Origin of the sequence: Mitsuaria sp. PDC51, from assembly GCF_900113225.1 — a bacterium.
Lineage (GTDB): Bacteria > Pseudomonadota > Gammaproteobacteria > Burkholderiales > Burkholderiaceae_C > Roseateles.
The window spans coordinates 707,339-732,795 of sequence record NZ_FOZE01000001.1 but is presented as its reverse complement, the minus strand read 5'-3'; the positions used below and the strand labels follow the sequence as shown (position 1 = coordinate 732,795).

24 protein-coding genes and 1 tRNA gene are annotated in these 25,457 nt (G+C 71.1%); 16 read left to right on the top strand and 9 right to left on the bottom strand.

The window, feature by feature from the left end:
* Positions 1 to 97: 97 nt before the first annotated feature.
* From BM393_RS03265 to BM393_RS03255, 3 genes are all read right to left on the bottom strand, one after another.
* Positions 98 to 2,530 (bottom strand): membrane-bound PQQ-dependent dehydrogenase, glucose/quinate/shikimate family, encoded by a 2,433-nt coding sequence (locus BM393_RS03265; RefSeq protein ID WP_175538172.1) that lies wholly within the window; start codon positions 2,528 to 2,530, stop codon positions 98 to 100.
* A gap of 162 nt (positions 2,531 to 2,692) precedes the next feature.
* Positions 2,693 to 4,024 carry an SAM-dependent methyltransferase gene (locus BM393_RS03260; RefSeq protein ID WP_091721833.1) on the bottom strand — a complete coding sequence of 444 codons (1,332 nt, stop codon included), beginning with the start codon at positions 4,022 to 4,024 and terminating at the stop codon, positions 2,693 to 2,695.
* 25 nt (positions 4,025 to 4,049) lie between these two features.
* Complete coding sequence (locus tag BM393_RS03255; protein WP_175538171.1) at positions 4,050 to 5,012, bottom strand: response regulator transcription factor; 963 nt, start codon at positions 5,010 to 5,012, stop codon at positions 4,050 to 4,052.
* 260 nt (positions 5,013 to 5,272) lie between these two features.
* Here BM393_RS03255 and BM393_RS03250 point away from each other — a divergent pair, with 260 nt between their 5' ends.
* Positions 5,273 to 6,697, top strand: a complete 1,425-nt coding sequence (locus tag BM393_RS03250; protein ID WP_091721822.1) for a hypothetical protein — start codon at positions 5,273 to 5,275, stop codon at positions 6,695 to 6,697.
* A gap of 69 nt (positions 6,698 to 6,766) precedes the next feature.
* Here the strand turns inward: BM393_RS03250 and argJ are convergent, their stop codons facing one another.
* Positions 6,767 to 7,996, bottom strand: a complete 1,230-nt coding sequence (gene argJ / locus BM393_RS03245) for a bifunctional glutamate N-acetyltransferase/amino-acid acetyltransferase ArgJ (protein ID WP_091721819.1) — start codon at positions 7,994 to 7,996, stop codon at positions 6,767 to 6,769.
* Positions 7,997 to 8,212: 216 nt separating this feature from the next.
* A complete protein-coding gene (secA, locus tag BM393_RS03240) occupies positions 8,213 to 10,972 on the bottom strand; it encodes a preprotein translocase subunit SecA (RefSeq protein WP_091721816.1) in 2,760 nt (919 codons plus the stop codon).
* Between the two features lie 255 nt (positions 10,973 to 11,227).
* On the opposite strand from secA, the gene BM393_RS03235 reads away from it, so the two are divergent.
* From BM393_RS03235 to BM393_RS03170, 15 genes are all read left to right on the top strand, one after another.
* Complete coding sequence (locus tag BM393_RS03235; protein WP_091721812.1) at positions 11,228 to 11,563, top strand: hypothetical protein; 336 nt, start codon at positions 11,228 to 11,230, stop codon at positions 11,561 to 11,563.
* A 279-nt stretch (positions 11,564 to 11,842) separates the two neighbouring features.
* Positions 11,843 to 12,013 (top strand): periplasmic nitrate reductase, NapE protein, encoded by a 171-nt coding sequence (napE, locus tag BM393_RS03230; protein ID WP_091721808.1) that lies wholly within the window; start codon positions 11,843 to 11,845, stop codon positions 12,011 to 12,013.
* Between the two features lie 95 nt (positions 12,014 to 12,108).
* A complete protein-coding gene (locus tag BM393_RS03225; protein ID WP_254783190.1) occupies positions 12,109 to 12,393 on the top strand; it encodes a chaperone NapD in 285 nt (94 codons plus the stop codon).
* Entirely contained in the window at positions 12,390 to 14,885 is a 2,496-nt protein-coding gene (napA, locus tag BM393_RS03220) for a periplasmic nitrate reductase subunit alpha (RefSeq protein ID WP_091721798.1), read from the top strand. Before BM393_RS03225 ends, napA begins: the two co-directional genes overlap by 4 nt.
* Positions 14,886 to 14,898: 13 nt before the next feature.
* The gene (locus BM393_RS03215) at positions 14,899 to 15,495 is read left to right on the top strand and encodes a nitrate reductase cytochrome c-type subunit (protein WP_254783189.1); all 597 of its coding nucleotides are present in this window, start codon (positions 14,899 to 14,901) and stop codon (positions 15,493 to 15,495) included.
* Positions 15,496 to 15,510: 15 nt separating this feature from the next.
* Complete coding sequence (locus BM393_RS03210; RefSeq protein WP_091721793.1) at positions 15,511 to 16,200, top strand: cytochrome c3 family protein; 690 nt, start codon at positions 15,511 to 15,513, stop codon at positions 16,198 to 16,200.
* A complete protein-coding gene (gene ccmA, locus BM393_RS03205) occupies positions 16,187 to 16,942 on the top strand; it encodes a heme ABC exporter ATP-binding protein CcmA (RefSeq protein ID WP_091721790.1) in 756 nt (251 codons plus the stop codon). Before BM393_RS03210 ends, ccmA begins: the two co-directional genes overlap by 14 nt.
* Positions 16,942 to 17,595 carry a heme exporter protein CcmB gene (gene ccmB / locus BM393_RS03200; protein WP_091721786.1) on the top strand — a complete coding sequence of 218 codons (654 nt, stop codon included), beginning with the start codon at positions 16,942 to 16,944 and terminating at the stop codon, positions 17,593 to 17,595. The genes ccmA and ccmB overlap by 1 nt, the downstream gene beginning before the upstream one ends.
* A gap of 13 nt (positions 17,596 to 17,608) precedes the next feature.
* Positions 17,609 to 18,517, top strand: a complete 909-nt coding sequence (gene ccmC, locus BM393_RS03195; protein ID WP_404932384.1) for a heme ABC transporter permease CcmC — start codon at positions 17,609 to 17,611, stop codon at positions 18,515 to 18,517.
* On the top strand, positions 18,514 to 18,648 hold the full coding sequence (locus BM393_RS26270) for a hypothetical protein (RefSeq protein WP_255488590.1): 135 nt from the start codon (positions 18,514 to 18,516) through the stop codon (positions 18,646 to 18,648). Before ccmC ends, BM393_RS26270 begins: the two co-directional genes overlap by 4 nt.
* Positions 18,645 to 19,151, top strand: coding sequence for a cytochrome c maturation protein CcmE (gene ccmE / locus BM393_RS03190; protein WP_091721783.1), 507 nt, complete (start codon positions 18,645 to 18,647; stop codon positions 19,149 to 19,151). The genes BM393_RS26270 and ccmE overlap by 4 nt, the downstream gene beginning before the upstream one ends.
* Positions 19,148 to 21,214: a heme lyase CcmF/NrfE family subunit gene (locus tag BM393_RS03185; RefSeq protein ID WP_091721779.1), complete on the top strand. Its 2,067-nt coding sequence runs from the start codon at positions 19,148 to 19,150 to the stop codon at positions 21,212 to 21,214. Before ccmE ends, BM393_RS03185 begins: the two co-directional genes overlap by 4 nt.
* Entirely contained in the window at positions 21,214 to 21,732 is a 519-nt protein-coding gene (locus tag BM393_RS03180; RefSeq protein WP_091721774.1) for a DsbE family thiol:disulfide interchange protein, read from the top strand. The genes BM393_RS03185 and BM393_RS03180 overlap by 1 nt, the downstream gene beginning before the upstream one ends.
* Positions 21,729 to 22,265 carry a cytochrome c-type biogenesis protein gene (locus BM393_RS03175; RefSeq protein WP_091721770.1) on the top strand — a complete coding sequence of 179 codons (537 nt, stop codon included), beginning with the start codon at positions 21,729 to 21,731 and terminating at the stop codon, positions 22,263 to 22,265. Before BM393_RS03180 ends, BM393_RS03175 begins: the two co-directional genes overlap by 4 nt.
* On the top strand, positions 22,262 to 23,071 hold the full coding sequence (locus BM393_RS03170; RefSeq protein WP_091721767.1) for a hypothetical protein: 810 nt from the start codon (positions 22,262 to 22,264) through the stop codon (positions 23,069 to 23,071). The genes BM393_RS03175 and BM393_RS03170 overlap by 4 nt, the downstream gene beginning before the upstream one ends.
* 64 nt (positions 23,072 to 23,135) lie before the next feature.
* Here BM393_RS03170 and BM393_RS03165 read toward each other — a convergent pair.
* From BM393_RS03165 to BM393_RS03150, 4 genes are all read right to left on the bottom strand, one after another.
* Positions 23,136 to 23,211: transfer RNA gene (locus tag BM393_RS03165), tRNA-Thr, on the bottom strand.
* 106 nt (positions 23,212 to 23,317) lie between these two features.
* Positions 23,318 to 23,866 carry a ClpXP protease specificity-enhancing factor gene (locus BM393_RS03160; RefSeq protein WP_091721763.1) on the bottom strand — a complete coding sequence of 183 codons (549 nt, stop codon included), beginning with the start codon at positions 23,864 to 23,866 and terminating at the stop codon, positions 23,318 to 23,320.
* A gap of 14 nt (positions 23,867 to 23,880) precedes the next feature.
* The gene (locus tag BM393_RS03155; protein ID WP_091721758.1) at positions 23,881 to 24,498 is read right to left on the bottom strand and encodes a glutathione S-transferase N-terminal domain-containing protein; all 618 of its coding nucleotides are present in this window, start codon (positions 24,496 to 24,498) and stop codon (positions 23,881 to 23,883) included.
* A gap of 167 nt (positions 24,499 to 24,665) precedes the next feature.
* Positions 24,666 to 25,448 carry a cytochrome c1 gene (locus BM393_RS03150; protein WP_091721753.1) on the bottom strand — a complete coding sequence of 261 codons (783 nt, stop codon included), beginning with the start codon at positions 25,446 to 25,448 and terminating at the stop codon, positions 24,666 to 24,668.
* Positions 25,449 to 25,457 lie beyond the last annotated feature (9 nt).

Here is a 25,457-nt window from a genome sequence, read left to right as displayed (position 1 = left end):
GCAGCGCCACGCCCTCGCAGTCAGGGTGTCCAGGCGGCGTCCCAGCGCTCTTGCCCGGCCCTTCTCACGAGGGGCCGGGCTTCTTTTCTTGCGGCGCTCAGCGCTTTTCCAGCGCGTAGGCGCGCACGTGGTCGCCAGGCTTGGTGCCCGTGGACCCATGCCCACCGGCGACCACCAGCAGGTACTGTCGCCCGTCCGCGCCGAGATAGGTCATCGGCGTGGCCTGGCCGCCGGCCGGCAGGCGGCTTTCCCACACCACGCGGCCGTCGTTGACGTCGTAGGCGCGGACGTAGTCGTCCATGCTGCCGGACAGGAAAGCCAGGCCGCCGGCGGTCATCAGCGGTCCGCCCAGGCTGGGCACGCCCAGGCGCAGCGGCAGGGGCAGCGGCGAAAGGTCGCGCACCGTGCCGTTGCGGTGGCGCCAGACGATGCGGCCCTCGTTCAGGTCGACGCCGGCCACCGTGCCCCACGGCGGCGCCTGGCACGGGACGCCCAGCGGCGAGGTGAAGGGCTTCATCCGCGACGCGAAGGGCGCGCCGAAGTTCTCGTTCAGCGCCGGCAGCGAGCCGCTGGGCGGCCCCTCGTCCTGCACCAGCTGGGAGCTGTCGTCGCGGCGCGGCACCAGCTGCGAGGTGAAGGCCAGCACCGCCGGCGTCGTGAAGGCGATGCCGCGCACCGGATCGACGGCGATGCTGCCCCAGTTGAAGACGCCGAAGTTGCCGGGGTTGATCAGCGAGCCCTGCGTCGACGGCGGCGTGAAGCGGCCCTCATAACGCAGGCGGTGGAAGGCGATGCGGCACCAGAGCTGGTCGAACATCGTCACGCCCCACAGGTCGCGCTCGCGCAGCACCGGCGGGTTGAAGGAGATCGCCGAGACCGGCTGCGTCGGCGCGGTGAAGTCGCCCGCCGCGGCGCCCTGCGGCGCCGGCGTCTCGGTCACCGGAAACACCGGCCGGCCATCGCGGCGGTCGAGCACGAACAGCTCGCCCTGCTTGGTCGGCTGCACCAACGCCGGCACCCGGGCGCCGCGCACCGTCAGGTCCACCAGCACCGGCTGCGCGGGCACGTCGTAATCCCACAGGTCGTGGTGGACCGTCTGGAAGACCCAGCGCAGCCGGCCGGTCGCCAGGTCGAGCGCCACCACCGAGGACGAATGCCGCTCCACCGCCGCCGAGCGCTTGCCGCCCCACTGGTCGGGCGGCTGGTTGCCCATCGGGAGGTAGACCAGGCCGAGGTCCTCGTCCACGCTGGCCACCGACCAGCTGTTGGGCGAGTTGGCCGTGTAGGTCTGTCCGGCCGGCAGCGGCGCGGTCGCGTCCGGGTTGGCCGAGTCCCAGTTCCAGACCAGCGCGCCGGTCTCGATGTCGTAGGCGCGGATCACGCCGGACTGTTCCTTGACCGACGCGTTGTCCAGCACCGTGCCGCCGACGATCACCAGCCGCCGCGTGACGACCACCGGCGAGGTCGAGTAGTACGCGCCCGGCTTGGCGTTGGGCATGCCGGCCCACAGGTCGACCGCGCCCTGCCGGCCGAAGGCGGGACAGGGCTTGCCGGAGGCGGGATCGAGCGCGATCAGGCGCGCGTCGGCCGTCGGCATGAAGAGCTTGGCCGCGCAGGCCGGTGCCTGCGCGCCGGCGGCGGCCATCGGATCGGGCGGCGGCTGGTAGGACAGGCCCCGGCAGGTCAGGTGCTGCAGCGCGAGTTCACCGCGCACCTGCGGATCGAAGCGCCAGAGCTCGCGGCCCGTCGTCGCGTCCAGCGCCAGCACCGTCTGGTGCGGCGTGCAGAGGAACAGCCGCTCGCCGACCTTGAGCGGGGTGACCTCGAAGGTGGTCTCCTTCGGATCGCCGGGCCGGCCCCGGACATCGCCGGTGCGGAACTCCCAGGCCAGCTTGAGGTCGCCGACGTTGGCCGGCGTGATCTGCGCCAGCGGCGACCAGCGCTGGCCGAAGCCGGTGCGGCCGTAGGCGTGCCATTCACCATCGGGCACGGCCGCGGCGCCCGATGCCGCCACGCCCGGCGGGCGCGCCGCACCGTTGGCCGGCATCGTGCCCTCCAGCGCGTGCAGGTCCCGCGTCCAGGACACGACGGCCACGACCACGAAGGCGCCCAGCGCCGCGGCCAGCACCAGCGCCGGCGGACTGCGCCACGCGACGCGCCGCGGATCGTCCACCGGCAGGTGGCGGCGCATCGTCGGCACCAGCGCCAGCAGCACCGCGCCGAGGACGAAGGGCACGCCCAGCCGCGCGCCCAGCGGCCACCAGTCCAGGCCGGCCTCCCAGAGGCTCCATGCCAGCGTGGCGAGGAAGTAGAGCGCGTAGCCGAGCACCGCCTCGCGCAGCCGGCCCCACATCAGCGCGCCGATGAGGGCCCAGGCCAGGCCCGACAGCGCATAGAACCAGCTGCCGCCGAGCGACGCCAGCAGGCCGCCCGCGGCCAGCATGACGAATCCGAGGATCAGCAGCACCACGCCGAGGACGCGGGCGAGCCAGGGCACCGGGGCGGGAATGGGGGCGAGGACATTCGACATGTCGCCGAAGCGGCAATCGACATGCCGATTGCCCACGCCCGCTGTGGACAAGTCGTGGGAAAAGCTGAGGCCGGCGCCTTCAAGCCCTTGATCCGCCAGGACCTTTCTTGCGCTGCCTCAATTTCAGGCAGCACCCTCGGCGCAGCGGCCTTCCGGGGAGCTTCACGCGCGGTTCACGCCGCCGTCGACCTCGAGCCGCCCTTCGACGCGCAGCAGCGTCTCCAGCGCCTGGCTGCGCAGGCCGTAGAAACGCTTGATCTCGTCGAGCTGCGACAGCAGCTCCGCGCGCCGCGCCGGGGCCAGGTCTTGCGGCCGCTTCACCGCCAGCACCATCTTGTTCTTGCTGGTGTGCTCCAACGCGATGAACTCGATGACCTGCGTGTCGTAGCCCATCAGCTCCAGCAGCAGCGCGCGCAGCGAGTCGGTGACCATCTCGGCCTCCTGGCCCAGGTGGATGCCGTGCTGCAGCAGCGGCCGCAGCGCGGCCGGCGTGTTCATCTGCGGCCGGATCTCCTTGTGGCAGCAGGGCGCGCACATGATGATCCGCGCGCCGCTGCGCAGGCCGAAGTGCATCGCGTGGTCGGTCGCGATGTCGCAGGCATGCAGCGCGACCATGACGTCCAGCGGCTGGTCGCCGCGCTCGCGCACGTCGCCATGCTCGAAGCTCAGTCCCGCCAGCCCGTGCCGGGCCGCGGCCGCGTTGCCCAGCGCCACCATGTCCTGCTTGAGCTCCACGCCCTGCACCTGCGGCACCAGGCCCTGCGCGCGCAGCCAGTCGTGCATCGCGAAGGTCAGGTAGCCCTTGCCGGAACCGAAGTCGGCCACCCGCACCGGGCGGTCCGCGCCGGCCGGAGCGTCCAGGCCCGCCTTGCGGACCGCGGCGCCGAAGATCTCGATGAACTTGTTGATCTGCTTCCACTTGCGCGCCATCGCCGGCACCAGCGCGGCCTGGCCCTTGAGCTCGTGGGTGACGCCCAGGTCGCGCCAGAAGGGCTGCGCCATCGACAGCTCGCGCGGCTTGGCGCGGTCATGGCCGCCGGGCGCGACCGAAGCGCCCTCGCCGGCCGGGCCGTCGGGGCCGGCCGGGCCGCCCGCCTGCGGCGCGGCCTTCTTCCCCACCTGCAGCAGCGGCTTGCCCTTGCGGCTGAAGCGCAGCTGGACCTCCTCGCCGAGCGTGTCCAGGTGGGCCTGCTGGAAATCGCGGCCCAGCAGCTGCTCCAGCAGCGCCAGGCCTTCCTCCAGCGGATGGTTCTTGGTCACGTCCTTGGTCTTGTGCCGCCACAGGAAGCTGAGCGCGCGCTCGCCGCGCAGTTCGATGTCGCGCACCGTCAGGCGCTCGATCGAGGCGTCCTCGCCCTCATGGCGGCCCAGCAGCAGGCGCTGGAAGCGGCGCTCGGCCAGCGCGGTGCGCAGCAGGCGCAGGAAGCGCTGGCGCTCGTCGGGCGCGGGCGTGTCGGGAACAGGGGAGCTGAACAGGGGATTTCCGGCGGACATGGGGCCGGATTGTCCCCTGTCCGGCTCAGGCCGGCCGGTCAAGGACCTGGCGGGCGCGCTCGAGCGCCTGCATCAGGTCGCTCACCGCCAGGCGGCGGCACAGCGCGTCGACCCGCGTCCCGTAGGCCGCCTCGCTCAGGCCCAGGGCCTCGGCCTGCTGCTCCGGGCGCGGGCGGCCCAGCAGGCCGAAGAGCAGTTCGGCGTCGGCCTGCGGCAGGTCCAGCGCCTTGGCCAGCGTCGCGATGCTGGCGGCCTCGTCGGCTTCGCGCAGGACCAGCAGCCAGTGGCCGTCGCCGATGACCTCGGGGTCGGCGGCCATCAGCGCGAAGCTCAGGCGCTGGCGCGGTGCGCCGGAGGGCGGCGCCACAGTGAGCGAGGACGGCGGCGCGCCGGCGCGCCGACGCAGCGCCTCGCGGTGCAGCCAGGCCAGCACCTCCGGCGGCAGGCGCGCATGGTCCGACCACGGCGGCGGGAAGTAGGCGCCCATCAAGGCCCGCGCCTGCGGCGTCTGCCAGGCGCAGTGGCCGTCACGCTCGCGCACCGTCATGCTGGCCGTCGGCCGGCGCGGCGCCGCCGTGCCCGTGCCGCGCGCCGGGCGCAGCAGGCGCTCGATCCGCATCAGCAGCTCGCTCATGCGCACTGGCTTGATCAGGCACTCGGCCGCCCCGGCGGTCAGCAGCGCGCCGATCCGCGGCGGGTCCTGCGGCCGGCTCAGCGTCAGCACCGGCGCCGGGCCGGCGGCCAGCCGCCGCAGCAACGCCAGCGGGCCGTCGCCCGGCAGGTCGGGCAGGGTCATGTCCATGATCACCAGCGAGGGCCGCGCGCCCAGGCCGTCTACCGCCGCGATCGCATCCGCGGCGCGGAGCAGCTCGTAGCCGCTCTCCTCCAGCACGGCGGCCAGCGGCTGCACGCTCAGCGCCTGCACGACCAGCAGGCGGGTGCGGGCGTCGGCGCCAGTGCCAGTGCCAACGCCTGCGCCATCACCCATGCCCGAGGAGCCAGGAGATCCGGTTCCCGTCCCGGAAGCGCTGGCATCGACGGCCTCTTCGGTGCGGGCGGGCGGCATGTCGGCGCGCGGCTGGGGGGGTCGAGGTGGCGGGAGCGGCAAGGACGGCATGCGTTCCACCATACAAATCCCATGCCCGCTTCTCAAGGGGACGGGACCGGGCCGAAGCCTCGAATTCCAGGGCCTTCGCCCCGGTCGCGCGGCGATCGGCCCGCAGGGGCTGACGCACAATGGCCGGCGCCATGGACGATACCCCCGCCTCGCCCGACGTCGACCCGACCGCCCCGCCGCCCGACGGCGGCGCGGTCGCGCCCGCCGCCACGCCCGCCCCCGCCGCGCCGGCCGCGCCGTGGGAAGGACCGTCGCCGGACGTCGTCGCCTGGCTGCTGGTGAACTGGCACAACAAACATCCGCTGGCGCGTCGCATCGGCATCGCGGACGTGCACACCGTCGGTGCCGTCGCCCTGCCCTTCATGGCGCAGGCGCTGCCCAAGGAACCGAGCCTCGAGGCCGCCACCGCGCCGCCCGAGGGCGCCGCCCCCGCGCCGGCGAAGCGACGCCTGCCATGGCAGCGCAAGGGCGCGGGGAACGGGCCTCGGCCGGCGTGGGTCGATGAATTCATCCCGGGGCTGAAGACCTCGGCGGTGGCCGCGATGGCGCTGGACCACGGCTTCACCGCCGCGCCGGAGGAACTGCCGCTGCGGCGCGTCGAGATCGATGAACGCGCGCTGGCCGCCGACACGAACCAGGCTGGTGCATGGCCGATGGAATTGGTGCTGCTGAGCGCCGCCTTCGATGCGGGGCCGGCGCGACGACGGGTGCTCGTCGGCCGGCGCGACCGGGTGCTGGGTCGACGCGCGCTGGATCCGGCGCGGCTGGGCGTGGCTGCCAGCGTTGGCGCACTCGTGCTCATCGCCGCGGTCTGGGCGCTGTGGCCGTCGTCCAAGCCATCGGAGGAAGAGCGCGCCGCGCAGGCCGCGGCCGAGGCCGCGTCGGCGGCGTCCGCGGCCCTGGCGACGCAGGCGGCTTCCGCCGCGTCGGCATCGGCATCGGCATCGGCGCCGGCTGCCGCGGCGTCCGAGGCACCGACGGCCGCGAGCGCCGCTGCCTCGCAAGTCGCTCCCTCGGCCGACGCTTCGGTCGCCTCAGCCACTTCCGCCGCTGCGGCGTCTTCGGCCCCCGCAAGCGCCGCGACCGCCGCCACGGCGCCGAGCGCACCCGCGATCCCGAGCATCCGCCCGACGCTGCAAAGCGGCGTGGAGCGGGCCCAGCGCGAGCAGGCGGCCGCCGCCACCGCGAAGGAGAGCCCGGCGCCGGACGCCGGCAAGCCGGCCGCCTCGTCGCCGGAGGCCGAGCGCCGGGTGAGCGTGGACGACGCCGGCCTGGGCAACCTGATGAAGCGCGACGCCGCGCCCGGCGGCAAGCTGGTGGCGCTGGTCGGTCAGCCGCAGAAGAACAAGGCCGATGCCGAGGCCCAGCTGGCGCGCATGCGCGAGATGATCGGCCAGACGCTGGGCGGCAACGCCGTGCCCAACGGCGAGGTCTTCCAGACCAAGGACGGCTGGCGCGCGGCCGTCTGGCCCTTCGGCAGCCGCGAGGAAGCGCAGCTCATCAACGCGACGCTGCTGGCGCGCGGCATGCGCGGCACGCGCGCCGTCGATTTCTGACGCGACAGACGACAACGGCGGCCCTCGGGCCGCCGTTCGCGCGTCATGCACCGCCCTCGGCGGCTTCGATCAGGAGCGGTAGTCCGCGTTGATCGTCACGTACTCGTGGCTGAAGTCGCAGGTCCAGACCGTCGTCTCGGCCGGACCGCGGTTCAGGTGCACCCGCACCGTGATCTCGCTCTGCTTCATCACGCGCTGGCCGTCCTCTTCCTTGTACTCGGGGCGGCGGCCACCCTTGGTCACGACATGCACGTCGTCGAGGAACAGGTCGATCAGGCCCTGGTCGAGGTCGTCGATGCCGGCATAACCGACCGCCGCCAGGATGCGGCCCAGGTTGGGATCGCTGGCGAAGAACGCGGTCTTCACCAGCGGCGAGTGCGCGATCGCGTAGGCCGCCTTGCGGCATTCCTCTTCGGTCTTGCCGCCCTGCACCACCACCGAGATGAACTTGGTCGCGCCCTCGCCGTCGCGCACGATGGCCTGCGCCAGCTGCTGCGAGACCGCCACCACGGCGTCGCGCAGCGCGCGGCCTTCGGCGCTGGTCAGCGAGGTGATGCGATCGTGGCCGGCCTGGTGCGTGGCGATCAGCACGAAGGAATCGTTCGTCGAGGTGTCGCCATCGATGGTGATGCGGTTGAAGGACAGGTCGGCCGCTTCCTTGACCAGGGGCTGCAGCAGCTCCGGCGCGAGCACCGCGTCGGTGGCGACGAAGCCCAGCATCGTCGCCATGTTCGGGCGGATCATGCCGGCGCCCTTGGACACGCCGGAGATGGTGACCGTCCGGCCGCCGATGGTGAGCTGGCGCGAGCAGGCCTTGGGCAGCGTGTCCGTGGTCATGATGCCGGCGGCGGCCTCGCCCCAGTGGTCCGGCTTCAGCGCGGCGATCGCCGCAGGCAGGCCGGCGACGATGCGGTCCACCGGCAGCGTCTCCATGATCACGCCGGTCGAGAACGGCAGCACCTGCTTCGCGTCGAGCTTCAATTCGGCGGCGAGCGCGTCGCAGGTCTGGCGCGCGCGCGCCAGGCCGTCGGCGCCCGTGCCGGCGTTGGCATTGCCGGTGTTGATGACGATCGCGCGGATCGCCGCGCCCGACGCGAGGTGCTCGCGGCAGACCTGCACCGGCGCGGCGCAGAAGCGGTTGGCGGTGAAGACGCCGGCGACGCTGGCGCCCTCGTCGAGCGCGATCACCGTGAGGTCGCGACGGTTGGCCTTGCGCACGCCGGCCATCGTGACGCCCAAGCGCACGCCGGGCACGGGCAGCAGGGTTTGCGGATCGGGAGCGGTCAGGTTGACGGGCATGGTGGGCGGTCGTTGAGGGTCGGCGTCCGGACGCGGCGGTCCGGTGCGAGCGCGAGCGTCGGCGCCCGCGCGCGGGATTGTAGGAGGCTCGGCCCCTCACCACCGCCCTCTCCCCGCAAGCGGGGCGAGGGAGTTTCTTTGCAGGACCGCGAGGAGGGCACCAAAACAAAACGGCGCCCGCGAGGGGCGCCGTTCATCAGCGGGAGCAAGACCGGATCAGGCCAGCTTGCCGTGGCAGCTCTTGAACTTCTTGCCGCTGCCGCACGGGCAGGGATCGTTGCGGCCGACATGGCCCCACTCGCTGGGCACGGCCTGCGTGCCGCCCGCCACCGGCGCCGCGTCCTGCGACACCGAGCCATCCTCGTTCGGATGGGTGTAGGTCACGTTGCTGACGTTCTCGGCGCGCTGCTCGATCGCGTCGGCGGCGGCGGTGGCCTCCTCCTGCGACTGGATGCGCACGTTCAGCAGCACGCGCGTCACTTCCAGCTTCACCGCGTCCAGCAGCTGCGAGAACAGCTCAAAGGCCTCGCGCTTGTATTCCTGCTTGGGGTTCTTCTGCGCGTAGCCGCGCAGGTGGATACCCTGGCGCAGGTAGTCCAGCGACGCGAGGTGCTCGCGCCAGTGCTGGTCGATGCTCTGCAGCAGCACCATGCGCATGAAGGGCGTGAACTGCTCCAGGCCGACGCGGTCCAGCTTGTCCTGGAAGGCGGCGTCGCCGGCCTTGAGCACGGCGTTCAGCACATCCTCGTCGGTCAGCGTCTCGCTCTTCTTGAGCATCTCGCCCAGCGGCACCTCGAGCTTCCACTCGTCGCGCAGCACGCGCTCCAGCGCCACCAGGTCCCATTGCTCCTCGAGCGATTCCTCCGGCACGAAGCCGCGCACCACGTCGGTCAGCGTGCCGGTGCGCAGATGCGAGATCTGCGCCAGCAGGTCCTCGGCCTCGAGGATCTCGTTGCGCTGCTGGTAGATGACCTTGCGCTGGTCGTTCGACACGTCGTCGTACTCGAGCAGCTGCTTGCGGATGTCGAAGTTGCGGGCCTCGACCTTGCGCTGCGCGCTCTCGATCGAGCGCGTCACGATGCCGGCCTCGATCGCCTCGCCCTCGGGCATCTTCAGGCGGTCCATGATGGCGCGCACGCGGTCGCCCGCGAAGATGCGCATCAGCTGGTCGTCCAGCGACAGGTAGAAGCGCGACGAGCCCGGGTCGCCCTGGCGGCCCGAGCGGCCGCGCAGCTGGTTGTCGATGCGGCGGCTCTCGTGGCGCTCGGTGGAGATCACGCGCAGGCCGCCGGCGGCCTTCACCTGCTCGTGCAGCTGCTGCCATTCGGCCTTGAGCGCGGCGATCTTGGCCTGCTTCTCGGACTCGGACAGGGCCTCGTCGTTCTCGATCGCGACCACGTCCTTCTCGATGCTGCCGCCCAGCACGATGTCGGTGCCACGGCCCGCCATGTTGGTCGCGATCGTGATCACGCCCGGACGACCGGCCTGGGTGATGATGTCTGCCTCGCGCGCATGCTGCTTGGCGTTCAGCACCTGGTGCGGGAGCTTGGCCTTGGTCAGCAGCTCGGAGACCTTCTCCGAGTTCTCGATCGAGGTCGTGCCCACCAGCACCGGCTGGCCGCGCTCGTGGCAGTCGCGGATGTCCTGCGTGACGGCGTCGTACTTCTCCTTCGTGGTCTTGTAGACCAGGTCCAGCTCGTCGCGGCGCACCGTCGGGCGGTTCGGCGGGATCACCACGGTCTCCAGGCCGTAGATCTCCTGGAACTCGTAGGCCTCGGTGTCGGCCGTGCCGGTCATGCCGGACAGCTTGCCGTACATGCGGAAGTAGTTCTGGAAGGTGACCGAGGCCAGCGTCTGGTTCTCGGCCTGGATCTGCACGCCTTCCTTGGCCTCGACGGCCTGGTGCAGGCCATCGCTCCAGCGGCGGCCCGTCATCAGGCGGCCGGTGAACTCGTCGACGATCACGACCTCGCCGTTCTGCACGACGTAATGCGTGTCGCGGTGATACACGTGGTGCGCCCGCAGCGAGGCGTACAGGTGGTGCATCAGGGTGATGTTGGCGGCGTCGTAGAGCGACGCGCCCTCGGTCAGCAGCCCGGCCTGCGACAGCAGCCGCTCGGCGTTCTCGTGGCCGTCTTCCGTCAGGTAGATCTGGTGCGACTTCTCGTCGACGGTGAAGTCGCCCGGCTCGATCACGCCCTCGCCGGTGCGCGGGTCCAGCTCGCCGATCTGGCGCTTGAGCTGCGGCGCGACCGCGTTGATCGCGACGTAGAGCTGGGTGTGGTCCTCGGCCTGGCCGGAGATGATCAGCGGGGTGCGCGCCTCGTCGATCAGGATCGAGTCCACCTCGTCGACGATCGCGTAGGCCAGGCCGCGCTGCACGCGGTCGCGGACCTCGTAGACCATGTTGTCGCGCAGGTGGTCGAAGCCGTATTCGTTGTTGGTGCCGTAGGTGACGTCGGCGTTGTACGCGGCCTGCTTCTCGTCGCGCGGCAGGCCCGAGTAGTTGATGCCCACGGTCAGGCCGAGGAAGCGGTACAGGCGGCCCATCCACTCGGCGTCGCGACGCGCGAGGTAGTCGTTGACCGTCACGACGTGCACGCCCTTGCCGGTCAGCGCATTCAGGTAGACCGGCAGCGTGGCCATCAGGGTCTTGCCTTCGCCGGTGCGCATTTCAGCGATCTTGCCGGCGTTCAGGACCATGCCGCCGATCAGCTGCACGTCGAAGTGGCGCATCTTGAGGACGCGCTTGCTGCCCTCGCGGCAGACGGCGAAGGCCTCCGGCAGGATGTCGTCGACGGTCTCGCCCTTGGCGATGCGCTGCTTGAACTCCTCGGTCTTGGCGCGCAACTGGTCGTCGCTCAGGCCTTCGAACTGCGGTTCCAGCGCGTTGATCTGCTGGACGACCTTGCGGTAGGTCTTGAGCAGGCGCTCGTTCCGACTGCCGAAAATCTGGGTCAAAAGCTTGGGCAACATGCGGCTTCGTGAAGTTCTTTTGTGGGGCCCGGTCGACCGGGCTCGGACGCCCGCCGGACCGCCTCGTGGGCGGCCTCCGAGGGCAGTTCCGCGCGACCGGTGCAGTTGGGGACGCAAACCCCGGCCTGCAAGCGCCAGCGCGGAAAAAAACCGGCGGAGTTTAGCACCCGCCCCTCGCGCGCCCGGGCCGGCCCAGGCGCGCGCCGTGCCGGTCCGGATGCGGGTTTTCCAGTGCCGGGACTACACTGCCGACCCATGCCGCCCCGCTACCTGCCACCCCGCGTCAAGCCCGAAGCGCCCGATCCGCTGGACTTCGGCCGGGCGATGTCGCAGCACGGCGTGCTGGCGCGGCTGGGGCAGCAGCTGGCGCTGTCGCAGCGGCACCTGGCCGCGGTGAGCGTGGCGCTGCCGGGCGCGATGAAGCGCTTCGTCCAGGCCGGCACGCTGGACGAGCAGGGCTGGACCCTGGTCGCCGACAACGCCGCCATCGCCGCCAAGCTGCGGCACCTGCAGCCGACGCTGCTGCGGCTGCTGCGCGAGGAAGGCCTGCTGCTCGAGGGCGAACTGCGCATCCGCGTGCGCCAGTCCTGAAGCGACGCGCCGGGCCTTTGACGGCGTCCGGCCCCTGCGTTGACAGTCGTCAACACGCGGCATGAGGCTGCGGCGAAGAATCGCCGCCCATGTTCCCCGCAACACCTGCCCCCGTCGGGACGACCTGCGCGCGATGTCCCTGTGATCGGGGCCTTGGGCCGGTTACACGCGGGTTCTCGTTGACAGTCCGAGGAGGCCACCGCTATAACCGGTTGGTCGCCCCGCGCACAAAACAGAAACCGCCAGGTTCAAGGGGCCGACCGCCAGGGAGAAGCCGTGATGCCATTGTTCCCTCCGACCGACGCCTCGCCGTCGACGCGCACCGAAGAGCTGCGCAGCTTCCTGTTCCTCGCTGTCGTGATGGCGCCCGTGCTGGCCGTCGTCACCGTCGCGGGTTATGGATTCACCGTCTGGGTCTACCAGATGTTCGCCGGCCCGCCCGGCGGGTAGCAACCGCCCCCCACCGCCGCCGCCGCGGCGTCTCCACGCGATCCCTCCGGCCACACGCCGCCGATCGCGGCCCTGAACCCCTTCCGAGGCATGCCATGCCCGCAGAGATGCACATCGCCAGCGTGGTGGTGCAGGTGTTGCCACGCCTGCTCGACGCCGCCGCCGCCGCGGTCGACCGGATGCCGTCGGCGCGACTCCACGGTCGCTCGGCCAGCGGCAAGCTGGTCGTGACGCTGGACGGCAATACCGCCGGCGAGATCCTGGACCAGGTCGGCGAGCTGCAAGGCCTGCCCGGCGTGGTCAACGTCGCGCTGGTCTACCAGCACGTCGAACCCGAACCCGAACCCGAGCCTTGCCTTCAAGAGGAACCCCGACCATGAGCACTCGCCGCGACTTCGTCCGACATTCCGCCGCCGTCGCCGCCGGCGCCGTGGCGGGCGTTCCCATCGAGGTCCTGGCCCAGGACGGCAACGCCTACGCGCAGGCCTCGAAGCTGACCTGGTCCAAGGCGCCGTGCCGCTTCTGCGGCACCGGCTGCCATGTGCAGGTGGCGGTCAAGGACAACCGCGTCGTCGCGACCCAGGGCGATCCCGAAGCCGAGGTCAACCGCGGCCTGAACTGCGTCAAGGGCTACTTCCTGTCCAAGATCATGTACGGCGCGGACCGGCTCACCACGCCGCTGCTGCGGATGAAGGACGGCCAGTACGCCAAGGACGGCGAGTTCCAGCCGGTGAGCTGGGACCGCGCCTTCGACGTGATGGCCGAGCAGTTCAAGAAGACGCTCAAGGCCAAGGGACCGACGGCGGTGGGCATGTTCGGCTCGGGCCAGTGGACGGTCTGGGAGGGCTACGCCGCGTCCAAGCTGATGAAGGCGGGCTTGCGCAGCAACAACCTCGATCCCAACGCGCGCCACTGCATGGCCTCGGCGGTGACCGGCTTCATGCGGACCTTCGGCATGGACGAGCCGATGGGCTGCTACGACGACATCGAGAACGCCACCGTCTTCGTGCTGTGGGGCTCCAACATGGCCGAGATGCATCCGGTGCTGTGGACCCGCGTCACCGACCGGCGGCTCAGCGGCCCGGACGTGAAGGTCGCGGTGCTGTCGACCTTCGAGCACCGCTCCTGCGAGCTGGCCGACATCGAGCTGATCTTCAAGCCGCAGACCGACCTGGCGATCCTCAACTACATCGCCCATCACATCATCTCGACCAACCGCGTCAACAAGGAGTTCGTCGAGAAGCACGCCAACTTCAAGCTGGGCAATCCCGACATCGGCTACGGCCTGCGGCCGGAGCATCCGCTGCAGAAGGCCGCGAAGAATGCCGGCGACCCCAATGGCGCCAAGCCCATCACCTTCGACGAGTACGCGAAGTTCGTCAGCAAGTACGACCTCGACTACACCGCCGAACTGACCGGCGTGCCGAAAAACCGCCTCAAGGCGCTGGCCGAGCTGTACGCGGACCCCAAGACCAAGGTCACCTCGTTCTGGACCATGGGCTTCAACCAGCACACACGCGGCACCTGGGCCAACAACCTCATCTACAACATCCACCTGCTGACCGGCAAGATCTCGACGCCGGGCAACAGCCCGTTCTCGCTGACGGGACAGCCCTCGGCCTGCGGCACCGCGCGCGAGGTCGGCACCTTCGCCCACCGGCTGCCGGCGGACATGGTGGTGACCAATCCCAAGCACCGCGCGCACGCCGAGGAGATCTGGCGCCTGCCCGAGGGCACCATCCCGGCCAAGCCCGGCTATCACGCGGTGGAGCAGAACCGCAAGCTCAAGGACGGCGCGCTCAACGCCTACTGGGTGATGGTCAACAACAACATGCAGGCCGGCGCCAACCTGATGCAGGAGACCTACCCGGGCTACCGCAATCCGGAGAACTTCATCGTCGTCTCCGACGTCTACCCGACGGTGACCGCCGTCGCCGCCGACCTGATCCTGCCCAGCGCGATGTGGGTCGAGAAGGAAGGCGCCTACGGCAACGCCGAGCGCCGCACCCACTTCTGGCACCAGCTGGTGAAGGCGCCGGGCGACGCGCGTTCCGACCTGTGGCAGTTGGTGGAGTTCTCCAAGCGCTTCAAGGTCGAGGAGGTCTGGCCGCAGGAACTGATCGACCAGAAACCCGGCCTGCGCGGCAAGACGCTGTATGACGTGCTCTACCGCAACGGCCATGTCGACAAGTTCCCGCTGGCGGACGTCGACAAGGCCTACGCCAACGACGAGGCGCAGGCCTTTGGCTTCTACCTGCAGAAGGGCCTCTTCGAGGAGTACGCCAGCTTCGGCCGCGGCCATGGGCACGACCTGGCCCCGTTCGACGAGTACCACAAGGCGCGCGGCATCCGCTGGCCGGTGGTCAACGGCAAGGAGACGCGCTGGCGCTACCGCGAGGGCGAGGATCCCTACGTCAAGGCCGGCACCGGCTGGCAGTTCTACGGCAACCCCGATGGCAAGGCCAACATCTTCGCCCTGCCCTACGAGCCGCCGCCCGAGTCCCCGGACAAGGACTATCCGTTCTGGCTCTCGACCGGACGGGTGCTCGAGCACTGGCATTCGGGCTCGATGACGCGCCGCGTGCCGGAACTGCATCGCGCGGTGCCCAACGCCTACTGCTACATGCATCCGGACGACGCCAAGGCGCTGGGCGTGCGGCGCGGCTCGCTGGTGGAGATCTCGTCGCGACGCGGGAAGATGCAGACCCGGGTCGAGACCCGCGGCCGCAACCGGCCGCCGCAGGGCCTGGTGTTCGTGCCCTGGTTCGACGCGAGCGAGCTGATCAACAAGGTGACCCTGGACGCGACCGATCCGATCTCGCTGCAGACGGATTACAAGAAGTGCGCGGTCAAGATCACCAAGGTCGCCTGAAGGAGAACGCGCGATGACCCCGATGCACACTCTCCCGCGCCGGCTCCTGGCGATCGTCGCCCGTGTGGTCCGACATGCAGCCCGTCATGCAGCCGGCCGCGCGGCCGGCATCGCGGGCGCCGCGCTGCTGACCGCCGGCCTGGCCGCGGCGCAGCCGGCCGGACCGAAGCCGGGCCAGCCCTTCATCGACGCGGCGCGCGGCCCCACGCCGATCACCGAGACCACCAAGCCGCCGCTGCTGGGCAACCAGATCAACGACGACCTGCGCCGCACCCGCAACTACGCGATGCAGCCGCCGACGATCCCGCACCGGATCGACGGCTACCAGCTGGACAAGAACTTCAACAAGTGCCTGGACTGCCATGCGCGGGCGAAGACATCCGTGTCGCAGGCGGTGCCGGTGAGCATCACCCACTACATGGACCGCGAGGGGCACATGCTCGGGCAGGTCTCGACGCGGCGCTACTTCTGCGTGCAATGCCACGTGCCGCAGGACGCCGCGCCCCTGGTGGTGCCCAACACTTTCGTCGACATCGACACGCTGATCCGGCGCGACACCCTGAACCCGCAGACCCGCAAGGCCGCCCCGGCGCCCGCGGGCCGCAAGTGAGCCCGGGAGCGGACCATGCTGCAAGCCACGATCCGGCTCCTGACGCGCTACTGGACCGTCCTGCGACGGCCCAGCGTCCATTTCAGCCTCGGCTTCCTGACGCTGGGCGGTTTCATCGGCGGCGTCGTCTTCTGGGGCGCGTTCAACACCGCGATGGAGGCGACCAACACCGAGGCCTTCTGCACCGGCTGCCACGAGATGCGCGAGAACGTCTACGCGGAGCTCAAGAGCACCATCCACTACACCAACCGCTCGGGCGTGCGGGCGATCTGCTCCAACTGCCACGTGCCGCACAACTGGACCGACAAGATCGCCCGCAAGATGCAGGCGTCCAAGGAGGTCTGGGGCAAGATCTTCGGGACCATCAGCACGCCGGAGAAATTCCACGACAAGCGGCTCGAGCTGGCCAAGCACGAGTGGGCGCGCTTCAAGGCCAACGACTCGCTGGAGTGTCGCAACTGCCACAACTACGGGTCGATGGACTTCACGCGGCAGAGCGCGCGGGCGCAGGCGATGCACTCGACCTACCTCGCCAACAAGGAGAAGACCTGCATCGACTGCCACAAGGGCATCGCGCACCGGTTGCCGCACATCCCGCCGGGCGAGGGCCCGTCCGACAGCCCGGGCCAGCACGTGCCCAAGGGCGACGACGCGGCCAGAACGGGCGCGGCCCCCCAGGGCCGTCCGGGCGATGGCGCATCGTGAGCGCGGCGACCTCGACGGTCGCGCCGCCACCGACGCCCCCGATGCGCCTGATGCGCCTGATGCGCCGCGCCGCGCGCTGCGCGTCGAACGCCTGGGCTGCGCGCGCGGCGGTCGCTGGCTCTTCCGCGACCTGAGTTTCGAGCTTCACGCCGGGCAGGCGCTGGCGCTGCGCGGCCCCAACGGCAGCGGCAAGAGCAGCCTGCTGCGTCAGCTCGCCGGCCTGCTGCCGCGGGAGCACGGCGTGGTCGAGGGCGCCGCCCCGGCGAGCCTGGCCTACCTGGCGCATCAGAACGGCCTGAGCCTGGACCTGAGCGCGCGTGAGAACCTCGCGCTGGCCACGCGCATCGGGGGCCACGCCCTGCCGCCGGCGGCGCTTGAGACCGCGCTCGAGGAGGTCGGCCTGCGGCAGGCGGCGGCGACGCCGGCGCGGCGGCTGTCGCAAGGCCAGCGCCGCCGGCTTGCGCTGGCGCGGGTGCGAGCCAGCGCGCGCCCGCTGTGGTTGCTCGACGAGCCGACCGCCGCGCTCGATGGCGACGGCGAGCAGGTCTTCGCCCGGCTGCTGACGGCGCATCTGGAATCCGGCGGCCTCGCCGTCGTCGCCACCCATCAGCCGCTCGCCTTGCCGCTGCCCCGCTGCATCGCGCTGACACTGGGTCCCGCATCATCTCGGCCCGCATCCTCCCGGCCCGATCCGGGCATCGCCTCGGCGCCGGTCGTCGGCGCCATGGAGTCCGCGCCGTGATGCTGGCGCTGCTGCATCGCGACCTGCTGCTGGCGGCGCGCCGGCCGGCCGACGCGCTCGGGCCGCTGGTGTTCTTCGCGCTTGTCGCCTGCCTGTTCCCGCTGGCGATCGGCCCGGATCCAGCCTTGCTGGCGGTGCTCGGTCCGGGCGTGATCTGGGTGGCGGCGCTGCTGGCGATGCTGCTGTCCCAATACCGGCTGTTCGAAGCGGACCTGGCCGACGGCAGCCTGGAACAGGCGGTGCTGGCGCCCGGCGGCGCGCTGGCCGTCGTGGCCGCAAAGACGCTGACGCACTGGCTGTCGACTGGCGCGCCGCTGGTGGTGGCCGCGCCGCTGCTGGCCCTGCAGTACGACCTGGCGCCGACGGCCACCGGCGTGTTGGCGCTGGCGCTGCTGATCGGCACGCCGGCCCTGTCGCTGCTCGGCGCCTTCGGCGCGGCGCTGACGCTGGGCCTGCGGGGGCATGTGCTGCTCGCGCTGATCGTGCTGCCGCTGTGCGTGCCGACGCTGATCTTCGGCAGCGGCGCCACCACCGCCGCGCAGCAGGGCCTGGCCGCCGGCCCGCAGCTGTCGCTGCTCGGCGCGGCGCTGCTGGTCTCGCTGGTCACCCTGCCCTGGGCCACGGCCGCCGCGCTGCGCCTGGCCGTCGAATGAGGAGGTCCCCGCCATGTCGATGACCGGCATCGCCCCGCTCGCCACGACGTCGACCGACGCCGTCGGCGACATGACGCGCAGCGGCGCGCCTCACGCTCGTTCAGGCGATCCGGCCGACGCACCCGCGTCCCACGCACGCCAGGCTGCTCGCCCGCGTGCCCACCCGCTCGATCACCCGCTCGATCACCCACTCGATCAGCCACTCGCTCGCCCACGCCGCTGGCGCGCGCTCGCCTCGCCCGTCGTCTTCGACCGCTGGGCCGCCCGCGCCGTCCCGTGGTTCGCCAGCGCCGCCGCGCTGCTGGGCGCCGCGGGCCTGTGGATCGGCTTCGTCGTCGCGCCCACCGACCACCAGCAAGGCGAGGTCTATCGCCTGATCTACCTCCATGTCCCCGCGGCCTGGATGTCGATGTTCCTGTACCTGGTGGCGGCGCTGCATGCGGCGCTGGGGCTGATCTATCGCACGCGGCTGTCGCCGGTGATGGCGCGCGCGCTGGCGCCCACCGGCGCCGTCTTCACCGCCATCGCGCTGTGGACCGGCGCCGCCTGGGGCAAGCCGACCTGGGGCACCTGGTGGGTCTGGGATGCGCGGCTGACCTCGGAGCTGCTGCTGCTGTTCCTCTACCTCGGCTACCTGGCCCTGGTCTCGGCCATCGACGACGTCCGCCGCGCCGATCACGCCGGGGCCTTGCTGCTGCTGGTCGGTGTCGTCAACGTGCCGGTCATCTACTTCTCGGTGAAGTGGTGGAACACGCTGCATCAAGGCGCGTCGATCCGCTTCGATGCCGCCCCGTCCATGGCGAGCTCGATGCTCGCCGGCATGCTGCTGATGGCGCTGGCCTGCTGGGCCTACGCGATCGCGGTCTCGCTGGCGCGCGCCCGCTGCCTGCTGCGCGAACGCCACCTGGAGGCACTGCCATGAGCCACGCGTTCTACCTCGCCATCGGCTGGGCCGCGGGCCTGCTGCTGCTGGTTGAAGTGCTGGCGCTGTGGCGCCGTGCCCGCCGATCGTCTCCGCTCCCTGAACCGGCCGGCGAGGAGGAGTCCGCTTGAAAGCCCGTCAACGCCGCCTGCTGGCCGTGCTGCTCGGTGTCGGTGCCCTCGGGCTCGCGACCACGCTGGTGCTGCGCGCGCTGGGCGACAACGTCATGTTCTTCTTCAGCCCGACCCAGATCGCCGCGGCGCAGGCGCCGCGCGACGCGGCCTTCCGCCTCGGCGGGCTGGTGGAGCCGGCCTCGCTGCATCGCGACGCCGTCGACAGCCTCACCGTCCGCTTCGTCGTCACCGACCAGGTCCATCGCGTGCCGGTGCGCTATCGCGGCGTGCTGCCCGACCTGTTCAAGGAGGGCAAGGGCGTCGTCGTGGCCGGCCGCCTGCGCGAGGACGGCGCCTTCGTCGCCACGCAGGTCCTGGCCAAGCATGACGAGAACTACATGCCGCCGGAAGCGGCCGCGGCGCTCGATCACGCCAGGCAGGCCGGCGCCACCGGCGGCACCCGTCGCACTGGCGGAGTCGCGGCGGACTCGCCCGCGCTCGTCCCGGGAGTCGCGCCATGATTCCCGAGATCGGCCTGTTCGCGCTGGTGCTCGCCCTGCTGGTGGCCGTCGTGCAGGCGGTGCTGCCGCTGGTCGGCGCGCACTGCGGCGTGGCGCCATGGATGCGCGTGGCCCGGCCCGCCGCGCTGCTGCAATGTGCGCTGTGCCTGCTGGCCTTCGGCGTGCTGGCCGCCTGCTTCCTGAGGGGCGACTTCTCGGTGCTGTACGTCGCGGCGAACTCGCATTCGACGCTGCCCGCGATCTACCGCTTCACCGCGGTCTGGGGCGGCCACGAGGGCTCGATGCTGCTCTGGCAGACGCTGCTGAGCGTCTGGGGGGCGGCGGTGGCGCTGCTCAGCGGCCGCCTGCCGCGCGACTACGTCGCGCGCGTGCTCGCGGTGCTGGGCGCCCTCAGCATCGGCATGCTGGTGTTCCTGCTGTGGCTGTCCAACCCGTTCGCGCGGCTGTCGCCGGCCGCGCCCGAGGGCCGCGACCTCAACCCGCTGCTGCAGGACCCCGGCATGGTCGCGCATCCGCCCTTCCTCTACATGGGCTACGTCGGTTTCTCGGTGGCCTTCGCCTTCGGACTGGCCGCGCTGCTGTCGGGGCGCCTGGACGCCGCCTGGGCGCGCTGGTCGCGGCCGTGGACGCTGGCCGCCTGGAGCTTCCTCACGCTGGGCATCCTGCTGGGCAGCGCCTGGGCCTACGGCGTGCTGGGCTGGGGCGGCTGGTGGTTCTGGGACCCGGTCGAGAACGCGTCGCTGATGCCCTGGCTGGTCGGCACGGCGCTGATCCACTCGCTGGTCGTCACCGACCGCCGCGGCGCCTTCCGCAGCTGGACCGTGCTGCTCGCCATCGCGGCGTTCTCGCTGAGCCTGCTGGGCACCTTCCTCGTGCGCTCGGGCGTGCTCACCTCGGTGCATGCCTTCGCGGTCGACCCGGGCCGCGGCCTCTACATCCTGTCGATGATGATCGCGGTGGTCGGCGGCTCGCTGCTGCTCTTCGCCTGGCGCGCGCCGCAGGTCGGGCTGGGCGGCCGCTTCGCGGCGCTGTCGCGCGAGACCCTGCTGCTGCTCAACAACGTGCTGCTCGGCGTGGCCGCGCTGGCCGTGCTGCTGGGCACGCTCTATCCGCTGGCGCTGGACGTGCTGCGCGGCGAGAAGATCTCCGTCGGCCCGCCCTACTTCGAAGCGGTCTTCATGCCGATGCTGGTGCCGGCGCTGGTGCTGATGGGCGTCGGTCCGCTGGCGCGCTGGAAGCGGGCGCCGGTGCCGGAGCTGCGCCGCCAGCTGCGCGGCGCGCTCATCGCCAGCGGCGCCTGCGCGCTGGCGCTGCTCGGGCTCACCGGCGGCCGCTTGTCCGGCTGGACGCCGCTGGCCGGCTTCGGCGTGGTGCTGGCGGCCTGGTGCATCGGCTCGGCGCTGTCCCACGCCCACGACCGGCTGCGCACCGCCGGCGAGGGCGGACTCGGACGCCGCGCGCGGCGCCAGCCGGCCGGCTGGTGGGGCATGCTGGCCGCGCATGCGGGCCTGGGGGTGTTCGTGCTCGGCGCGACGCTGGCCACCGGTTTCGAGCAGCGCCAGGAGGCGGCGCTCGCGGTCGGGGAGGCCGTGGTGCTCGATGGCGTGCGCTTCCAGTTCGAGTCGCTGGATCCGGTGGCCGGTCCCAACCACGACAGCGTGCGGGCGACCTTCCGAGCCGGCGCGGCGACGCTGCATCCGGAGAAGCGCGTGTTCCGCGCCGACGGCACGGCCCTGAGCCAGCCCGCCATCGACGTCGGCTGGCGGCGCGACCTGTTCGTCGTGCTGGCCGATCCGGTGGGGGACGGCCGCTGGCATGTGCGGCTGCACGTCAAGCCGTTCATGGCCTGGATCTGGGCCGGCGTGGCCTTGATGGCGATCGGCGGGCTGCTGGCGATGGCGGACCGACGGCTGCGCATGCCCCGGCATGAGCGCGATCCGTTGTCCCATCCGGCGGCGCCCGCACGGGCCACGGCGCCCGGCCGCGCGCGCTCGCCGGGCGCGGCGCCCGCCGGCGTCGCCTTGCCCGGCGGTCCGGCCCTCACCCGGGAGGAAACCGCCTGATGCGCTACCTGTTGCCGCTGCTGCTGTTCCTGGGCCTGGCGCTGATGCTGGCCCTCGGGCTGGAACGCGATCCACGCGCGCTGCCCTCGGCGCTGCTGGATCGCCCGGTCCCGGTGTTCGAGCGTCCGGTGCTCGAGGACCCCGGCCAGCAACTGGGAAGCGCCGCCCTGCGCGGGCAGCCGTGGATGCTCAACGTCTGGGCGTCCTGGTGCGAGCCCTGCCGGCAGGAGCTGCCGGCGCTGCGCCAGCTGTCGGCGCGCGACGGTGTGCCGCTGTACGGCCTCAACTACAAGGACCGGGACGACGCGGCCCGCGCGCTGCTGGGCGCCGTGGGCAACCCGTACCGGGCGTCGGCGATCGACGCCGATGGCCGGGTCGGCCTGGACTTCGGCGTGCAGGGCGTGCCGGAGACCTTCGTCATCGACGCCCGCGGGCGCGTGCGCTATCGCCACCAGGGACCGGTGACCGCCGAGGTCTGGCGCGACAAGCTGCTGCCCGCGCTGAAGGCGGCGCGATGAGCGCGCGCCTGCGTCTTGCCGCGAGACGTCTGGCGCCGGTGGCGCTGAGCGCGCTGATCGCCTTGACCGCGTCGTCGGCCTCAGGTGCGCCGGAGGCCGGCACGGCGACGGTCTCGGCTGCGGCGCCGGCCGCCGCGATCGCGGAGCTCGAGGCGCGCGAATCGCGCCTCGCCCACCAGCTGCGCTGCGTCGTCTGCCAGAACCAGACACTGGCCGAATCCAACGCGCCGCTGGCCGCCGACATGCGCCAGGCCATCCGCGAGCAACTGCGCGACGGTCGCAGCGACGCCGAGGTCGTCGCCTTCTTCGAGGCGCGTTATGGCGCCTTCGTCCGTTACTTGCCGCCGTGGCGGCCGTCGACCTGGCTGCTGTGGACCGGCCCCTTCCTGCTGCTGGGCGCCGGCCTGGCCGCGCTGGCCGCGGCGCTGCACCGGCGCGGCGCTTTCGCACAGGGCGCGGCGCTCGATGCGCTCGCGGACGAGGCGCCCTTCGATCCCGACAACGATGAATTCGAGGAAGGACGGCCCGCATGAACGCGATGTTTCCGCTCTGGGCCAGCGCGCTGCTGTTGCTGTTGGCGGTGCTCGCGGTGCTGCTGCGGCCGCTGCTGCAGGGCGACGAGCGGTCCTCCGATGCGCCGGACGAGGCCTTCGCGATCGAGGTCGCCGTGCCGGCAGGGTCGACCCGCCGCGCGCGTGGCGCCGTGTGGCGGCAGGGGACGGCGGCGGTCTTGAGCCTCACCTTGCCCGTGGCGGCGCTGGCGGTGTACCTGGAGGTCGGCGATCCGCGCGCGGCGGCCGAAGCGAACACCGAGGGCGGCGCCACGCATGCGACGCAGGGGGTGGATGTCGAGGCGATGGTCGAAGGGCTGGCGGCGCGCCTGCAGGCCTCGCCCGAGGATCTGCAAGGCTGGATGGTCCTGGCCCGGTCGCGCGAGGTGCAGGAACGTTATGCCGAGGCGGCGACAGCCTATCGCCGCGCGATCGCCCTGGCGACGGCGCCCGACCAGACCCTGTTGCGGGCAAAGCTGCAGGCCGACCTGGCCGACACCTTGGGCTCGCAGCAGCAAGGCGACCTCGGCGGCCCGGCGCTGGCGGCGATCGAGGCGGCGCTCGCGCTCGATCCCGACCAGCCGAAGGCGCTGGCCCTGGCTGGCGCGGCCGCGGTGCGCCAAGGCGACCTGGCGCTGGCGCGTCGGCATTGGACGAGGCTGCAGAGGCTGCTGGAGCCGGGTTCGGACATGGCGCAGCGCGTTGGCGCCGACCTGGCGCGGCTTGCCGAAGACACCTCGCCGGCCTCCGCTCGGCCGGCCGCGCCCGCCCCGGCGGCGGACCGATAACAGTCGCGCAAATGACCGAAGCCCCGGTTCGTCGTGCGACGAACGGGGGCTTCTGCGTGTTGGATGGTGCCGGCTATCGGATTCGAACTGATGACCTACCGCTTACAAGGCGGTTGCTCTACCAACTGAGCTAAGCCGGCACACGGAGAACTGGTGCGTCGCAGCACTGCGACGCGGGCTGCATTCTAGACGCAGCGATGAGGGCCGATGAACGAAAACAGCTCGCTCATCCCCTCATCTGGACGATCACTTGATGCGCTTGAGCGCCGGGCGACCGCCCGACGGACCCGCGCCCGGATCGTCGTCGTCCGGTGCGGGCGCCACGACCGGCGCCGGGGAAGCGACGGGTTCGGGTTTGGTCTCGCTCTGGCCCTGGCCGTCGCCCTCGGAGGCCAGGCGCAGGCCTCGGGGAGCGCTCCCGGACGGAGCCCGCGCGGCAGCGCTGGCTTCTTCCGGGCTCGGCGGCGGGAAGGCCATGCCCTGCCCGTTCTCCCGCGCGTAGATCGCCACCACATGATCGACCGGCACGATGATTTCGCGCGCCACGCCACCGAACCGGGCCTTGAACTGGATCAGTTCATTGCCGAGGTCCAGGTTGCTGGTCGCGTCGAAACCCACGTTGAGCACGATCTCGTTGTTGCTCACGTACTCGAGCGGCACCTGCACCATGCGGTCCACGTGGACCGCGATGTAGGGCGTGAACCCGTTGTCGGTGCACCACTCGTGCAGGGCGCGGATCAGATACGGCCGCGTCGAACTGGCGGCGAGCCCGCCGCCATCCTTGCTGTCATCCATGGGGAGGCAGTGTATTACTTGCGCATCACCTTCTCGGACGGCGTCAGCGCCTCGATGTAGGCCGGACGCGAGAAGATCCGCTCCGCATACTTCAGCAGCGGCACCGCGTTCTTCGACATGTCGATGCCGTAGTAGTCCAGGCGCCACAGCAGCGGCGCGATCGCGACGTCCAGCATCGAGAAGTCGTCGCCCAGCATGTACTTGTTCTTCAGGAAGATCGGCGCCAGCTGCGTCAGGCGGTCGCGGATCTGCGAACGCGCCTTCTCCAGCTGCTTCTCGGTCGGCTTGACCGACTGGCCGCGGTTCTCCAGCACGTTGACGTGGGCGAACAGTTCCTTCTCGAAGTTGAACAGGAACAGGCGCACGCGGGCGCGGGCCACCGGGTCGCCAGGCATCAGCTGCGGATGCGGGAAGCGCTCGTCGATGTACTCGTTGATGATGTGCGACTCGTACAGGATGAGGTCGCGTTCGACGAGGATGGGCACCTCGTTGTACGGGTTCATCAGCGCGATGTCCTCGGGCTTGGCGAAGAGGTCGACATCACGGATCTCGAAGTCCATGCCCTTCTCGAACAGCACGAACCGGCAACGGTGCGAGTAGGGGCAAGTGGTTCCGGAATAAAGCACCATCATGGCAGTGGACTCCTGATCGACGCCTCTCGGCGTCCTCGTTTTCTAACAACAACACCAGCCCATGGCCGGCGTGGTCAAAGACCAAACAAACAAACGACAACGCAGTGGGAGCCTGTTCGGCGCCCCACTGCGCTTGAGGGCCCGGCCAGCGGCCGAGCCATCGGGACTTACTTGACGTCCTTCCAGAAGGAAGCGTTCAAGCGCCAGGCGAACACGGTGAACCCCAGCAGGAACAGCACCACGATGATGCCGAGCCGGAAACGCAGTCCCTGCGCCGGTTCGCCCATCCATTGGAGGTAGGCGACCAGGTCGGCGATGGACTCGTCGTACTGCTGCGGTGTCATCGTCCCGGGCGTGACCTGTTCGAAGCCCTTGAAGACATGCACGACCTTGCCGTGGTCGTGCGGGTCCTTTTCCTCTTCGAACCTGGCGGTGCGGACGCCCTGGAGTTCCCACAGCACGTGCGGCATCGCCACGCTGGGGAAGGCGAGATTATTCCATCCCGTGGCCTTGGTTTCGTCCCGGTAGTACTTTCTGAGGTAGGTATACAGGTAATCCGCCCCCGTTCCCTTGGCACCGTCGGCCCTCGATCGGGCGATCACGGTCAGGTCGGGCGGCGTCGCGCCGAACCAGTCCTTCGCCTGCTTCGGGTCCAGCGAGACCTTCATCGTCTCGCCCACCTTCTCCCCGGCGAACAGCAGGTTGCCCTTGATCTGCTCGTCGGTCAGGCCGATGTCCTTGAGCCGGTTGTAGCGCATGAAGTTCGCGCTATGGCAGTTCAGGCAGTAGTTGACGAAGAGCTTGGCGCCGTTCTGCAGCGCGGCCAGGTCGTTCATCTTCTGCGTCGGGAAGCGGTCCCACTCGATCCCGCCCTCCGACGCGAGCGCCGTCGACGTCAGGCCCGCGCCCAGGCACAGCGACGTCAGCAGCGTGGCGATGATTTTCTTCATTCGTTCGAC